The sequence below is a fragment of the Collinsella sp. CLA-JM-H32B genome (assembly GCF_040098065.1).
Lineage (GTDB): Bacteria > Actinomycetota > Coriobacteriia > Coriobacteriales > Coriobacteriaceae > Collinsella.
In genome coordinates this window covers 63,122-78,795 of record NZ_JBBNNA010000010.1, presented here as the reverse complement: position 1 = coordinate 78,795, position 15,674 = coordinate 63,122, and the positions used below count along the sequence as shown (strand labels likewise).

Genomic DNA, 15,674 nt, shown 5'->3' with positions numbered 1-15,674 from the left:
TCCTCAGGGCGCTCGTCCGAGAGGGCGGGATGCCGTTCGAGATGAGGGTCAGGACGCCGGCGCCCGACGGGGAGACGGCGAGATAGCCGGCAGGCCGGCATGTCAATCCTGGTCTAACAGAGCCTTAAAAAATCATTGGTCCTCGTCCCAGGTAGTCAATTTGGGACGGGGCTTTTTTGACTGGTATGATTGGTGCGACCATTCGAACCAGCTAAAAGAGCCCTGTCCCAAATTGACTACCGAGAGGATCTGCTATGGAGCGCATTGCGAGCTTTTCCGTTGACCATCTGCTGCTTGAGCCCGGCGTGTATGTGAGCCGCATCGACCGCGATCCGGCAACCGGTGCTGCCGTCACCACGTTTGACCTGCGCCTGACCACGCCCAACAAGGAGCCGGTCATGAACACCGCCGAGTGCCACACCATTGAGCACCTGGGCGCGACGTTCCTTCGCAATCATGCCGAGTGGTCGAGCCGTATTGTCTACTTTGGGCCCATGGGCTGCCGCACGGGCTTTTACCTCGTCGTGTTTGGCGAGGTGACGAGCGAGGAGATTCTGCCGCTCGTGCGTGAGCTGTTCGAGTTTGTCGCCGGCTTTGAGGGCGATGTCCCCGGTGCCGCTCCCGAGGAGTGCGGCAACTACCTGGACCAAAACCTCCCCATGGCAAACTGGCTCGCACGCCGCTATCTCGACCGTGACCTGGCCGATATCGATGAGAAGCACCTGCATTATCAGCGGGCGTAAGGCCGCCCTCTACCTCCAAACCGCTCACACGGAGATATCGACCGTTTAACTGTTTAGAAGTGTTTATTCGAGGTCATTAGCGGTGGATCGCTTAAACTAATCTCCAGAGTGATATTCAGGCAAGGCTCCTGAAGCAGCATCTGTCGACATTCATTGTCGGATTCTGCTTCGGGAGCCTTGTTCTGTTTAGGGGGGGACACATGGAAATTGTTAAACGAATTAATACCAGCGCTGTCCTCTGCGTCGATGGAAATGGCAGACAGCTGGTTGCATTCGGCCGTGGTCTGGGGTTTAAGAATGTCGGGGACGAGGTCCCTCTTTCGGAGATTCAACGAACGTTTTATAACGTTAGCTCTCGCTACATCGCTCTCGTTGACGAGGTCCCCGACGAGCTTCTCGAGCTTACCTCGGATGTTATTGATACGTCGACAGGTTTGCTGCCTTATGACGTGAGCCCTAATTTACCGTTTATCCTTGCGGACCATATCGCGTATGCGGTTAAGCGCAAAGAGCAAAATATCGTTGTCCGCATGCCTTTATCGTTTGACGTCCGCCAACAATATCCCGTCGAATTTAAAATCGGCGAGTATGCACTTAGGATAATCAGGAAACGTCTTAACGTTAGGCTTCCAGCTCATGAGGCAGTTGGAATTGCCATGGCGTTTATCAATAACATGGCCGATTCGGATTCATGCGAAGTAGCTAAAGAGTTTAGCGCGGATATCTACGATCGTGTTCTGGAGGAGTCAACCGTTGCTGTTGAAAATCGACTTGGCATTCAAGTTGATCGGGAAGGTTTCGATTACGCAAGGTTTGCAACCCATCTTCAGTACCTATTCAATAGGTTGAACTCTGGCGAAAACATCGTGAGCGACAACCGCAAGATGTATCTCTCGCTCAAAAAAGAATATCCGGTGGCATCGATGTGCGCCGATGATATTGCTTCTGTTCTCAGTCGACTGACGGGGCAGGAGCTTATAGACGAGGAAAGACTCTACCTCATGATGCACATCAATCGAATTGCATCGAAAACAAGGTAATTAGTTGGCAAAGGCGCGCGCTTTGCTGATGGTTACATATAAAACTCAACATGGGAGAAATGGTATTTATGGCAGATACAACCAAGCTCGCTGCCGAGATTCTCGAGATGGTGGGCGGCGCAGAAAACGTTACATTTGTAGCTCACTGCATGACTCGTTTAAGGTTTAACCTTAAGGACGAAAGCATCGTAGACGATGCAAAAGTCAAGGCGATTGATGGCGTGATCGACATTCGCCATTCCGCGGGGCAATATCAGGTGATTGTGGGACCTAAGGTCGATAAGGTCTATGAAATCGTTGCCAAGGAAGCTGGGATTGATGCCGGAGATTCCGAGGCTAGCGAAGGAGAGACTAAGGGCTTTCTGGGAAAGCTAATGAAGCTCATCAGCGGTATCATGATGCCCGTTCTTCCTGCCTTGATCGCATGCGGAATGATAAACGCCGTCCTTAGTATTCTGACGACGGTGGGTGTTGTTTCCGCCGAGAGCGGAATTTACACTCTGCTGTACGGCATGGGAAATGCCTGCATGTATTTCCTGCCCGTTCTTGTCGGATCATCTGCTGCTCAGTTCTTTGGAACCGATCGATATATCGGTGCGGTACTCGGCGCAATCCTGATTTATCCGACTTTCGTTGCTGCGGCCGGGGCGGGCGATGCGCTGGATTTGCTCGGCATGAAGTTCACGATGGTGAACTATTCCTCCACGGTGTTTCCTGCTATCGTGGCGGCTTGGTTCGCGTCCGTTCTTAATAAGGGGCTGCGGGCGGTTCTTCCCGATGTTGTGGCATTTGCGCTCGTCCCGTTCCTGACGGTTGCTATTGCCTCCCCTGTCTCGCTCCTTGTGATCGGCCCCGTTATTCAGCAGGCGAGCTCTTTGCTTGCGGCTGCAGTGCTGGCGGTCTATCAGTTCAGCCCCATCCTTTGCGGCGTTATTCTCGGGCCGATATTCGGTCTTGTTATGATTCCCCTTGGACTCCATTGGGCCCTGATCGTGCTTTCCATCAACAATATTATGACCGTCGGCTCCGATCCTATCCTTGGACTTCTCTGCTGCAGCATGGGTGTCGTCGGTGCTTGTTTGGCGTTCGCTCTCCGCTCGAAGGATCCGAGTGAAAAGAGTCTTGGGTTCAGCTGTGCCGTTACGGGCTTTTTCGGGATTACGGAACCGGCACTGTACGGCATCATCTTGGAGCACAAGAAGATCGTTATCGCTTCCATGATCGCCGGAGCAATCAGTGCTGTTATCCCAGCGATTTTCAACACCCGTACGTTCGTTATGACGTCGAGCGGCATTTTTAGCTTCCCCGGTTATATGGATCCTTCTGGTGATATGGGCAGCCTCATCGGCGCAATTCTTTGCAATGTCGTCGGTTTAATTATTAACTTCGTTCTCGTTTACATCATGTATCGCTCTGATGAAGAGGCAACAGTGGAGTAGACAATTATTCGGAATGTAAGCTGCCGAAAACCCCGCGGCAGATTGCATATGGTGGGCTTGTCGTTGATTCACGCGAGCCCACCCTCATTTTTTGGAGTGACTAGCTATGACAATTGCTGCCGATATGACGTTTGGCGAAATTGCGCTCCTTCCTGAGTTCGCTGGCTTTGGCGAGCACCTTATGCTTTGCCGGCCTTCAACTTGGGAGCGCATGTGGGATAAACCCATTGTGTCTCATATGAATTCTGATACTAATCCATATGCAGCTGCTCGTGTTTTACGCGGATTGAATCGGATTGTCGAACTTGTGGATGCCGGGGGGCGGGTTGCCTACGATATTTGGGATGAGGCCGACTGCATCCGTGACCCGACTCGACGCAACGTGAAATTGTTCTTCTTTCCTGGGAGACCGGGGGCTCCTTTTATCATTGCGCTTTCAGGCGGAGGTTATCAGAGCGTTTGCCACCAGATGGAAGGCTTTCCTGTTGCCCCCGAGCTCAACGATGCGGGCTATAACGTGTTCGTTCTGTCATACAGGGTGAGGATCGAGCCTTTGATGCCGCGTCCAATCGACGATCTAAATCGAGCTGTCCGTTTTGTCCTCGAGAATTCAACGGTATTTAATGTTGCTAAAAGCTATGCAGTTATCGGCTTTTCTGCTGGTGCGCATTTGGCTGCCGAGTGGGGGACGGACAACAAGGGGTTTGCGTCCTACGGATGTGAGGCACCCAAAGCCTTGGCCCTGTGTTATGCGCCGATTGATCTCCATGGCCTTGAGAACACATCAGACAATAGATTTATTGATTCGGTATGTGGCGAGGCTGGGCGCGACGCGCTCGAAGATTTCTGCATTAATCAGCATGTGTGGGAGCAGTATCCGCCGACATATCTTTGGCAATGCGCCGATGATGACATCGTATCGCCAGACAATTATAAAAAGATGGTTGATGCTTTGGACGCAGCTGGGGTGCACCATGAGGGGGTCATGTATCCTGAAGGAGGACACGCGTTGATGAAGCCCCATGCGCCAGAAGTCGACCATTGGTGCTTGGGCGCTATTGAGTTTCTTAAAGGCTATCTCGGCTAATGAAGAAACTGCGCGTCGCCTTTTTGGTGAGCAACTTCTTCGCTCATTGCTTGCGGTATTGATTGCAACAGAAGCGCCTTCGCTTTTTGCGGGGGTGCTTTTTCGTACTGAATGCTCAAAATAGTACGCGATTATTCTAGAATGTTCGTACTGTCACATAAACGAACAGGAGTGAACATGCATATCTACTCTGTCAACGATCCCGAGTTCAAGTCCTATGGCAACGTTTGGGATAACGTTCCGTCCGAGCTTACGTCGCCCGTGCTCGAGGCGCTCTCTGCCACGCCCATTCCCGAGGGCAGCAAGTACGTTGCAAGTGCGCCGGAGCTTGAGGACGTCAAGGATGCCGACAAGCTTGGCTTTCTCATGTTTGGTGGCCGTCCCTTCCAGCTCGGCTGGTGCAACGGCCACAATACACGACTCAACTGCCTGGAGTATCACCGCGCGAGCGAATTCAACCTGGGCGCTCGCGACTTTATCCTGCTCGTGGCGCATCGCTGGGAGATCGAGGACGGCAAGCTCGACACCGCGTGCGTCAAGGCGTTTCGCGTGCCGGCGGGTACGGTCGTCGAAGTCTTCAACACCACGCTCCACTACACGCCGTGCATGGTCGACGACGGTGGCTTCCAGGTGATGGTGGCGCTGCCCGCCGGCACCAACGGCCCGCGCCCCGAGGTCGCGGCCGACATGCCTGCGGCCGGCGACAGCTACTGCTACTGGAAGGCCGACAAGTGGGTCCTCTGCCATGCTGACAGCCCCAAGGCAGCCGAAGGCGGCTACGTAGGCCTCATCGGCAAGAACCTCGACATCGCCTGCGACTAGAATCTTCCGTCTCAATCTGTAACATCTAGCGGGCTAAATCGTCTCAGCCTGTTACGGATCGAGACAAACTGCAGGGGGAAGACCGAACAATCTCGATCTGTAACACCAGGCCCGGTTTTGACGGCTTAACTGTTACAGATCGAGACAAAACGGGCCCAAGCCACCACAAAGGTGCCTGTCCCCATTGTGGTGGTGTAGGGCGGCGGTATCAAAAAGTGTCAGGCGGGGGCGGCTGCCGGGCCGCCGTGTGCGAAAAGAAGTGTCGGCCTGCGTCGCTGTCGTTGAGCGAGGCCCCATTTGCGGGGATACTAAAAACACGACAAACAGCGTGCGAAAGGATTGATGCATGGCTTTCCGTAATGACTTCCTGTGGGGCGGCGCGACGGCTGCCAACCAGTGCGAGGGCGCCTACAACGTGGACGGCCGCGGCCTGGCCAACGTGGACGTGGCTCCGCACGGCCCCGAGCGCTATGCGGTGGTCTCCGGCCAGCGCAAGATGCTCGACTTCGAGGACGGCTATTACTATCCCGCGCAGACCGGCATCGATTTCTATCACCATTACAAGGAGGACATCGCCCTCTTTGCCGAGATGGGCTTTAAGACCTTCCGCATGAGCCTGGCGTGGACCCGCATCTTCCCCAACGGTGACGAGACCGAGCCCAACGAGGCTGGCCTGGCCTTCTACGAGGACGTATTCCGCGAGTGTCAGGCGCACGGCATCGAGCCACTCGTGACCATCACGCACTTCGACTGCCCGATTCACCTCATCAAGGAGTACGGCGGCTGGCGCAACCGCAAGCTCATCGACTTCTACAAGAACCTCGCGACCACGATCTTCACCCGCTACAAGGGTCTGGTGAAGTACTGGCTTACCTTTAACGAGATCAATATGATCCTGCACCTGCCGTTTATGGGTGCCGGTCTGGTCTTTGAGGAGGGCGAGAACAAGGAGGCCGTCGAGTACCTGGCCGCCCACAACGAGCTCGTCGCCAGCGCTTGGGCAACCAAGATCGCTCACGAGATCGATCCTGAGGTCAAGATTGGCTGCATGCTCGCCGCGGGTAGCTACTACCCCTACAGCTGCCGTCCGGGCGATGTGCGCCAGGCGCAGCTCGACAACCAGGACAACTACTTCTTCGTCGACGTCCAGAGCCGCGGCTACTACCCGGCCTATGCCGTCAAGAAGCTCGAGCGCCTGGGCATCGATGTGGGCATGACGGACGAGGACCGCGAGATCCTGGCCGCCAACACCGTCGACTTCATCAGCTTTAGCTATTACAGCACCCGTTGCTCCGCCGGTGCCGACAACCCCGATGTCGAGCGCACCCAGGGCAACGCCTTCGCCGGCGCCAAGAACCCCTACCTGCAGGAGAGCCAGTGGGGCTGGGCCATCGATCCGCTGGGCTTCCGCATCACCCTCAACGACCTGTACGACCGTTATCAGAAGCCGCTGTTTGTGGTCGAGAACGGCCTGGGCGCCAAGGATGTTGTCGAGGAGGATGGCTCCATCAACGACGACTACCGTATCGACTATCTGCGCCAGCATATCGCCGCGATGCGCGATGCGGTGACCGAGGACGGCGTTGACTTGCTGGGCTACACCACCTGGGGCCCGATCGACCTGGTGTCTGCCGGCACAGGCGAGATGTCCAAGCGCTACGGCTTTATCTATGTCGACCGCGATGATGCGGGCAACGGCACCCTCAAGCGTTCCAAGAAGAAGAGCTTCGACTGGTACAAGAAGGTTATTGCTTCTAATGGTGAGGACCTGTCCTAAGGAAGCTGAGATACTCGACCTCAGAGTCTCCTAACCAAGGCGTCCGGCGAGCAGTTGATGTTCGCCGGGCGCCTTGCCGTCTGCGGATTTTGGGACATGCGGCCCGCTTTTTCGATCCATCTGTCGGTACACTAAAGGGACTATGAGTACCCGCGAGCGACATATCGGCCACGCGGCCGCCCGGACCGCGCCGGTTGCGGATCCCAGGGGTGGCAGGCTCTTCGCCATGCCGCGATTCCTTGTTGGCATAACACATCAGGTGTACCGTCATCGCGTCTTTGCTATCGCCGGCGCCATCACCGCGCTGTTCCTCATGCTTTTGGCGGTCTTGCCGGCGCTGTTCGCCTTCGACCCCAAACTTTCTAACGCCGTGCCCGCCTATAGCAAGGTGTCCGAAGAGGTCGTGGATGCGCTCGCCCATTCGAGCTCTCTCCCGCTGCTTGTCGCCGCAATTGTATTTTCGATCTGGGGCGTATCGGTCTATCTGCGCTGTTTGGACTATGTGTTGCGTCGCCGCCTTGTGGCCATCGCCACCATCTGCGCCCTGTGGATGATCGAAGTCATTCTCAAGTACAAGTCGTTCACGCCGTTCTATGCCACCGTGCTGTGGTACCTGTACTACGTGCCCATGACGCTCATTCCGCTGCTCTGCCAGCTCTGCGGCCTGCGCCTTGCGGGCCTGGAGCAACACCGCCTGGGTCGCCGCTACTGCGCTGCGCTGTGGATTGCGGCCATCCTGCTTATCGGATTTGTGCTCACCAACGATTTTCATCAGCAGGTCTTCCGCTTTGACCGTACAAGCGACACCTGGAGTAACGATTACACGTACGGCTGGGGTTATTTTGTCGTTCTCGTGTGGACGGTCTTCGACTTCGTGGCCTTTTTTATCCTGGTTGGTCGGTCCTCGTCCTTTCGCATCCAGCGTTTCTCGGGCACGGCGGCGCTCGTACTGCTGGGTGGCGCATTCTTTGCCGTCTCGTATGCGTTGCGCGTGCCCTGGGCATGGAGGCTCAACTTTTCGCTCGTCTATTGCGTTCTGTGCGTGGTGGCGATGGAAATCTGTCTCGATTGCGGTGTCATTCCGTCATATCACGACATCGCCGGCATTTTCGACACCTTGCCGCTTGACCTCAAAGTTCTAACGCGCGACCTGCAGGAAGTCTATGCCACGCCAGTGTCAAAGCCAATGCCGGTAGGCGTGCGCGAGGAGTTGCGGACCCAGGCGCACGGCCGCGCCCATGCCTTTGCCGTGGCGTCCGATCCCGATGTGATGTACCGTGCTTTTCCACTGCTGGGCGGATCGGCCCTGCTTGCCCAAGACGTGTCGGAGCTCAACGAGCTTAACCGTGAGCTGGCACATCGTCGCATGGAGCTGCAGCGTCAAAACGAGCTGCTCGCCGCCGACTACGACCTTAAGACGCATTTGGCGGATCAAGAGGCCGAGACCTTGCTGGTCCAAGATGTGGACCAAGCGCTTGCCCGCGCGCTCGAAGGGATGTACGACCTGCTGAGCTCGCTGCCGCCGTTGACCGACGAAGCGTCTTCGCACGAGCGCTACCGCATGCTGCAGCGCGCCAAGATGCTCGTTGCCTATTGCAAGCGCAAGGGGTCGCTCACGTTGGCACAGCACGGGGAGAGCGGTTTTGATCGCGACCGCATTCAGCTCATTGCCAACGAGCTCGCAAGCGACCTGCGCACCATCGATATCGATTGCGCCTCGATTATCGCCATACGGCGCCCGATGCACGCCAGTACGGTAAGCGCCCTGTACGACTGCGTGTATGACTTTGCGTTTTTTGCCTACACCACCGACCATCCGGCGCTTATGTATCACTTGGGCGACCATGACCGATGCAGTGTCGAGCTGCGCGCCACGCTTTTTTCTAACGATGATGAAGATCTTTCGCAGACGCCCGCTGCGCAAGAGCTCGAAAGCGCTCTGCAAGGGCGCAACGTGGCATACCGCCTTGAGGGCGAGCCCGGCCAGCTGCGCATGATCGTCTTGATGCCGAGGGCGGGTGAGTGACGATGCAGATTTCGCTCATTCTTCCCCAAATCGTTGCGCTCGATGTTGTCTTTGCCCTGGCTGCGTGCCTGCAGACGATCCACGTCCCGCTCATCGCATCGCGCCGCTCGCCCTATAACCGTAAGGTGATTTGCGCCTACGAGGCGAGCCTTGTGCTTCACCTGGTGGTTTCGGCGCTCATCTTATTCGCGTCGTCTGGCTCGTATCTGGTGGCGCCGCTTGACGTTTGCGCCAGGGCAATGGGCGGAGCGTTGTGGCTCAATGCCGCAATCTTTGCCTATGGCGTGGTACTTATGGTGCACTATCGTCGCCTCGTCATGCTGGCCGAACTGTTGCTTGTTGTCGCCGTTACACCACCGGTGGTTTTTGCCATGGGCTCGGCGTGGACCGTTGTCCTTATCACGGAGGGGGCGTTCTTCCTGTTCCGCTCCATCGCGGCGCTCTTGATGGACGTCCGTAACCGCCAGGAGGATATCACCATGTTCTCGACGATCGAGACCATCAACGTGATTCCCGTGGGCATCCTGTATCTAGACCCGAGGGGCCGTCCGCTGCTCATGAACCGCTGCATGCGCAAAAACCTCGTAGAGCTCCATATGCCCACCGACCTGGGCGACATGAGCAGCACGTGGAACGACCTGCGCAAACTTAGCATGCAAATGCCCGAAAGCAGCACTAATCGCGCCCATATCGACCTTGATCGCTTTGGTAGGGATCGCGCCGTGGTCGAGATCTCTCCTTCCGAGATTCGTCTGTTCGTGCGTGACTCCGTTACGGTCTCGGGCCGTCCGTTCGAGCGCGTCGTCGGCCTGGACGTGACGGAATACGCACACGCCTACGACCGCCTGGCGCAAGCCAACCACCTGCTTGAGCTTGCGGGCCAAGAGCTCCAGGCCCAGATCGAAGAAGTTAAAAAGGTTGCCGACAATGCGGCCTACCTACGTATGCGTGCCCGCGTGCACGACGTGATCGGGCAGCGCCTGTCCATTCTTCATCGCTATTTGGAGGAGGGACGTCTGGACGATGAGTCGCTCGAGCAGATTGACCCGTTGCTGCGCTCAATCGCCGCCGATTTGCGCAGTGGCGGTGCCAGCGAGCCTGCAGAGCAGCTGGGTGATATCGTCCATGCTTTTGGCCTGGTGAGTGTGCAGATCGATGTTGAGGGCGCGCTGCCCGAGGACGCGCGTGTCGCGGCGACCTTTTTGCAGATTATCCGCGAGGCCTCGACCAATGCCACCAAGCACGCGCAGGCCCACCAGGTCCATGTGCACCTGTGGCAGGAGGAGTCGAACGGATGCGACATCGCGCGCATGACCATCTCTAACGACGGCTCCCCGGCCCCCGTATCGTATCGCGAGGGAACGGGTATCCCTGGCATGAGGCATGTCGCACAGAATCTGGGCGGCAGCCTTGAGGTCCATGCCGCCCCACCCTTTACGCTTACGGTATCCATTCCGCTCGCCTCCAGCGCCACGGTCCAAAGGAGAAGCTCATGATCCGCGTGTTAATTGTCGAAGACCAGGCCATTCTGCGCGAGAGCCTGGCACGCTCCGTTGGCGACCAGCCCGATATGACCGTTGTTTCAGCCATCGCCGATGCCTCCGAGGCCTTGGGTGTCGCGCTCAAGGAGCGTCCGGACATGATACTGATGGACGTATGCACCGAGCATGATTCCAACGGCATCGTGGCGGCGGCGCGCATCAAGGAGCAGCTGCCCGAGTGCCGCATCATTATCATGACCGGCATGCCCGAGATCACCTTTGTCGATCAGGCCCGCGAGGCGGGCGTCGATAGCTTTGTGTACAAGAACGTCGGTATCGACGAGCTATTCGCCGTGATGCGCTCCACGCTGGCGGGCTATTGCACGTTTCCCAAGCCGCCCGAGAGCATTTTTTCGGGTACGGCGGCACTCGACGATGTAGAGCTATCAATTTTGCGCCTTGCCTGCGAGGGCAAAAGCCGCCGCGAGATCGCGGCCGAGCTGTTTATGAGCGAGGGCACCATCAAGCGCCGCATCTCGGAGATCCTGAGCAAGACTGGCTACGACAACATTATGCGCCTGGCCGTGCATGCGGTGACCGAAGGCAGCATCGTCCCCAATATGGAGCGTCCGTAGTCGGTGCGCCGCCCGTGCTCCAACGCCAAAGATAGGCCGCCCGCCGTTTTGCATCTAAAAACGGCGGGCGGCCTGCTTGTGTGAGCGGTGCTGTCGGCATAAAGCGACGGGGCCGCAGAATTATCTCCTGCGGCCCCGCCTGGCAAGTGCGCGGATGTGTCCGCCAATCCGCGGCCGTCGATGTCTGCCGCTACGCGATGGTTGCGCTGTAGGAGGCGACGTCCTCGTAGGAATCGGTCAGGTAGGCGTCGATGCCGATGGTCGTATTGACCAGGTCGTCAAGGCTGTCAAGCTCGCCGCTCGAGAACGTGAATTCCTCGGTGACGCTGGTGCCGGGCATCAGGTGAGCCGAGAACCAGGGTTCCTTCATGGTGCCGTTGACGTTGGTCTTGCCGGAAGGAGCGTAGAAGGTCAGGTCCTTGTCGCTCTTGTTGGTGATGTTGACGACAAAGCCGATGTCGCCCCAGTCGTCCTTGAACTTCTCGGTGATGGTGATGGTGCACAGATCGTCATCGGCGACGGTGACGGCGGGGGAGATTTCGACGCTCTGGACATCGTCGCCTTCGACGGCCTCATCGATCTCATCTTCCTTCTCGGCCGCCTCGCGATCCTTCTTCACCGTACCGGACAGGTCCTTGTCGGACTTGGTGAAGACAAGATTGCCGTCATCTTCTTCGAGGATGAGTTTGCCGTCCTTGAGCTTCATGTCATGTGACTCGTCTTCGGCGGTGATGGTTACGGTGGTGGCGTCCTTTGCCTCCCATTTCAGGTCGACAACCTCAAGGAACAGGTCGAGGGCGCCTGTACCGTCCTCGTCGAGAATCAGGACGCAGTGGACACCCCAATCCTCGAGCATCTTCATGTACTCATCGGTCAGCTCTTCGCCCTCCACGGTTCCGCCCGAGAGTTCCCAGCTGCCGACGAAGTTGGCCTTGGGGTCTTTGCCGCCGCCGCTGCAGCCCGTCAGGGCAAAGGCGAGCGCCAAGATGCATGTCAGGAATGCGAGTACGGACTTTTTGAACGTTGTCTTCATGGTGTCCTCCTTTATCGAACGAAACCCATAGAAGCAAATGCGGGGGTGGCGGAACCCCCGCCAATTACCAGATAGAGGGATTAGGGCCTAGGCGTTCCGCAGTTGCTGCAGAACTTGCCGCCGTTTTCGCTACCGCAGTTGGGGCAGAACCACTTGGCCGGTGCCGGGGCGGGTGCGGGGCTGCCGCACTCGGAGCAGAACTTGCCGGTGTTGGTGGCGCCGCAGCTGCAGGTCCATGCGCCGGCCGCAGGTGCGGCAGCGGGTGCCGGTGCCGGGGCGGGTGCCGGAGCCGGTTACGGGGCGGCCTGCTGCTGCGCCTGGCCGGCGGCGAACAGCTGGCTGGCATTCATGCCGCCCATGCCGCCTGCCATGCCCATGCCCATAAAGCCGGCCATCGCGCCGTTGGGGTTGGCGGCTGCCGCGCGCATCGCGTCGCTCTGAGCGCTGGCGATGTTGGCGGCCGCCATGGTGGGATCGCGCATGACCGCGGCCTTCTGCAGGTCCTTGATCATCTGCTCGTCTTCTTGCGAGGCGGCGATGGAATTGACGCCAAAGCTCACGATCTCGACACCACGCAGGTCACGCCAGTCGGCAGAGAGAACCTCGTTGAGTGCGCGGGCGAGCTCGGTGGTGTGACCGGGGATGGCGCTGTAGCGAATGCCCATCTCCGAGATCTTGGCAAAGGCGGGCTGCAGGGCGGTGAGCAGCTCTGACTTAAGCTGGCTGTCGATCTTATCGCGCGTGTAGCTATCGGTCACGTTGCCGCACACATTGGTGTAGAACAGCAGCGGGTTGGTGATGCGGTACGAATACTCGCCGTTGCAACGAACGGAAATGTCGACGTCCAGACCGATATTGTTATCGACCACGCGGAAGGGCACAGGCGAGGCGGTACCGTACTTGTTGCCGATGATCTCCTTGGTGTTGATGAAGTAGACACGCTGGTCTTTGCCCGCGTCGCCGCCAAAGGTAAAGCGGCTGCCGATATTGGCGAACGTCTCCTTGATGGAGTCGCCCAGGTTGCCGCTAAAGACGCTCGGCTCGCTGCCGGTGTCAAAGACAAACTCGCCAGGCTCCAGCGCGACCTCGATGATCTTGCCGTTTTGCACCACGAGCATGCCCTGGCCGTCGTTGACGGCGATGACGGAGCCGTTGGAGATGACGTTGTCCTCGCCGCGCGTGTTGGAGCTGCGGCCGCCGGTGCGCTTGCTGCCCTTGCAGGCCAAGACGTCAGCGGGCATCGATTCGCAATAGATAAATTCTTTCCACTGGTCGGCCATGACGCCGCCGGCAGCACCCAATCCAGCTTTCAAGAGTCCCATGGTGATCTTCCTTTCTCGTCAAAGGCCGGGTGGTATTGGTCAGAATGGCTAATCGTCCTTGTTGTCCTTCATGACAACGGTGGTCTCGGTGTGGCTGAAGGTGTCGTGCTTCTCGGTCAGGTCGAGCTCGCCGCAGTAACAATCGGCGTGGATGGCCTCGTTGGCCGTCTTGAGCTGGCCCACCAGCAGCACGTCCGCGATGATTACGATGATCAGCGGCGCGACGATGTTGATGAGGATGCCCTCGACATCAAAGGCGAGGTAGTCCGGATCGAAGGCGTTCTCTCCCATAAAGAGAATCTGGGAGAGGACAAACCCGATCACAAAGAACAGCACCGAGGCGATGGCGAGCTTGGGCTTGGAGCAGGGGAGCTCGCCGACCATGCGACCGGTCTGTCCGTTCATGGCAAACAGATAGCTCTTGCCGTTCCACGAGGTAGAGAGCATCCACACGGGGAACAGGGCATAATCGCTTTCTTCCCAGGTGTAGTCGAGCTGCTTGTTTTCGACCGTGGCGTCGTCGTACTCGTCGACGACGGTCTCGCGCAGGGCCGAAATCGTGCTCTCCTCCATGCGGCGCTCGGCACGCGCCTTGCAGGTCTCGCAATCCTCGTCGTAGCGGTTGGCGATGTAGCCGGGCATATACGCGACCGAGAACGGGCGCAGCGCGTCGTAGTCAAACGGCTCGATGGCGTCCATATGGCCGTCGGGCATCTTGGACGATCCGTCGACGGGCACGCGCTCAAACGAGATATTGCCCTTACGGTAGGCGTCGTAGTGGTCGGTGGTCGTGACGGTGCGGTCGGATTTCTCGGTTACGGTCTCGTTGGTCGCGTCAAAGCACACTTCGCCGTCAACGCGGGCGCCGTAGAGCCAAAACGGCACGTAGACACCTTGGACTTCGTCGATATGGTTGCCGGTGACAAAGCTCTTGGGCAGCAGGATCTTGCCCTTGTAGTGGTCTTTGAGCGCGGCCATGACATCGTCGCGCCCGAGCTTAAACGGAATCACCAGGTCGGGTGAGAAGTCGCCCGAGAGCTGGCCGGGTGCCACGGCGGAGTTGCCGCAGTATGGGCAGGTGGTAACGGCGACAGTGCCGTCCGAGACCAGCTCGGCACCGCACGATGAGCAGATGTAGCCGGCGTTTTGAGCCAGCTCCTGCACGGCATCGTCGACAGCAGGCTTGGGGGCCGCGGCTGCGGCATCGGCTTTGGCATCTGCCTTGTCCTGGCGCTCGCGATAGAGGGCCTCGACTTCTTCGACTTCAAAACGCGAATCGCAGTAGTCGCAGACGAGCTTTTGCTCGGCACTGGCAAAGTGAAGGGGGCCGCCACACGCGGGGCACTGATAGTTGACACTCTCGAAGGCCATGATCGGTCCTTTCCGTGCCGGAGGCTAAGCGCCGATGGCGCCACCGCAGTATTCGCAGCGCCCACTGGCATCGGGAATGGTGGTTGCACCGCAGAAGGGGCAGGTGACCGCGGTCTTGGGGGCCTTGGCGGCCACGACGCTGTCGCGCGTCTCCTGGCGCAGCTGCACCAGCGCGTCGCGGACCTCGGTTGCCTGCCGCTTGGCCTCGCGGTATTCGATGGAACCGCGCTGATCGATGGTGGAGTCGTTCACGCGCAGGTTGATCTCGGTAAAGTACGGCGTGTTGACGTGGATGGTCAGATTGAAGTCGTAATCCAGGTCGTAGCGCGGTGGGTTGTAGCTCTCGCGCTCGCCGTCCTTGGTCTCGCGATAGATTTCGGTGCGATGCTCGTCGATATCCATATCGCAGCCGAGTACCTGTGAGAACTCGATGATGTCGGGATTGGCGTCGCGCCAGCGGCTCTGCGAAGTGATGATTAGCAGGCCCGCGTCCTCATCGAGCATGATGTTGGTGCGCCCGGCAGAGAGCGTGCGCGTGGGGTTGAACGAGGCCAGGCGCTCGGCGTTGGCCTCGCGGTAGGCGAGTTGCTCGCGGATATCGTCCGCGGTGCTGGAGCGATAGCCGTGGAAGTAGGGGGAGAGCTTGCCGGCGCACTCTTTGCACAGGTAGCCTTCGCTGATCTTGGTCTTTCCCAAAAGTCCCAGTTCGGTACCGCAAATCGCGCACTCTTTCTTCTCGAACATCTTGTCAAAGAAGCCCATGGTTGCCTCCCATCAACAGGTAGCGTGTGTCACTTTTGATGATGGGGGAGTGCGCGATCTTTCACGATACCCAGATGGCTCAACGAGTCTCCACAACTGGGACACATGGCCCATTTTCGACTAGTCGATGGGGCTC

The 15,674-nt window shown here is 58.2% G+C and carries 13 protein-coding genes; 9 read left to right on the top strand and 4 right to left on the bottom strand.

Features of this window, described 5'->3' with window-relative positions:
* Positions 1–254: 254 nt before the first annotated feature.
* From AAA138_RS06850 to AAA138_RS06810, 9 genes are all read left to right on the top strand, one after another.
* Positions 255–743, top strand: coding sequence for an S-ribosylhomocysteine lyase (locus AAA138_RS06850; protein ID WP_035136600.1), 489 nt, complete (start codon positions 255–257; stop codon positions 741–743).
* Positions 744–943: 200 nt separating this feature from the next.
* The gene (locus AAA138_RS06845) at positions 944–1,783 is read left to right on the top strand and encodes a PRD domain-containing protein (RefSeq protein WP_349090122.1); all 840 of its coding nucleotides are present in this window, start codon (positions 944–946) and stop codon (positions 1,781–1,783) included.
* Between the two features lie 68 nt (positions 1,784–1,851).
* On the top strand, positions 1,852–3,222 hold the full coding sequence (locus AAA138_RS06840; RefSeq protein WP_349090120.1) for a PTS transporter subunit EIIC: 1,371 nt from the start codon (positions 1,852–1,854) through the stop codon (positions 3,220–3,222).
* A gap of 106 nt (positions 3,223–3,328) precedes the next feature.
* Complete coding sequence (locus AAA138_RS06835) at positions 3,329–4,309, top strand: alpha/beta hydrolase (protein ID WP_349090119.1); 981 nt, start codon at positions 3,329–3,331, stop codon at positions 4,307–4,309.
* 177 nt (positions 4,310–4,486) lie between these two features.
* Positions 4,487–5,131, top strand: coding sequence for a DUF4867 family protein (locus AAA138_RS06830; protein WP_349090118.1), 645 nt, complete (start codon positions 4,487–4,489; stop codon positions 5,129–5,131).
* A gap of 346 nt (positions 5,132–5,477) precedes the next feature.
* A complete protein-coding gene (locus AAA138_RS06825) occupies positions 5,478–6,908 on the top strand; it encodes a 6-phospho-beta-glucosidase (RefSeq protein ID WP_349087545.1) in 1,431 nt (476 codons plus the stop codon).
* 226 nt (positions 6,909–7,134) lie between these two features.
* Positions 7,135–8,934, top strand: a complete 1,800-nt coding sequence (locus AAA138_RS06820) for a histidine kinase N-terminal 7TM domain-containing protein (RefSeq protein ID WP_349090117.1) — start codon at positions 7,135–7,137, stop codon at positions 8,932–8,934.
* A gap of 2 nt (positions 8,935–8,936) precedes the next feature.
* Complete coding sequence (locus AAA138_RS06815) at positions 8,937–10,430, top strand: ATP-binding protein (protein WP_349090123.1); 1,494 nt, start codon at positions 8,937–8,939, stop codon at positions 10,428–10,430.
* Positions 10,427–11,050 (top strand): response regulator transcription factor, encoded by a 624-nt coding sequence (locus AAA138_RS06810; RefSeq protein WP_349090116.1) that lies wholly within the window; start codon positions 10,427–10,429, stop codon positions 11,048–11,050. The genes AAA138_RS06815 and AAA138_RS06810 overlap by 4 nt, the downstream gene beginning before the upstream one ends.
* Positions 11,051–11,240: 190 nt before the next feature.
* Here the strand turns inward: AAA138_RS06810 and AAA138_RS06805 are convergent, their stop codons facing one another.
* The 4 genes from AAA138_RS06805 to AAA138_RS06790 form a co-directional block, all read right to left on the bottom strand.
* Positions 11,241–12,083: a hypothetical protein gene (locus AAA138_RS06805; protein ID WP_349090115.1), complete on the bottom strand. Its 843-nt coding sequence runs from the start codon at positions 12,081–12,083 to the stop codon at positions 11,241–11,243.
* A gap of 293 nt (positions 12,084–12,376) precedes the next feature.
* Positions 12,377–13,405, bottom strand: coding sequence for an SPFH domain-containing protein (locus AAA138_RS06800; RefSeq protein ID WP_349090114.1), 1,029 nt, complete (start codon positions 13,403–13,405; stop codon positions 12,377–12,379).
* A 48-nt stretch (positions 13,406–13,453) separates the two neighbouring features.
* A complete protein-coding gene (locus tag AAA138_RS06795) occupies positions 13,454–14,776 on the bottom strand; it encodes a hypothetical protein (RefSeq protein ID WP_349090113.1) in 1,323 nt (440 codons plus the stop codon).
* Positions 14,777–14,800: 24 nt separating this feature from the next.
* Positions 14,801–15,538 (bottom strand): DUF4428 domain-containing protein, encoded by a 738-nt coding sequence (locus AAA138_RS06790; protein WP_138340566.1) that lies wholly within the window; start codon positions 15,536–15,538, stop codon positions 14,801–14,803.
* Between the last annotated feature and the right edge of the window lie 136 nt (positions 15,539–15,674).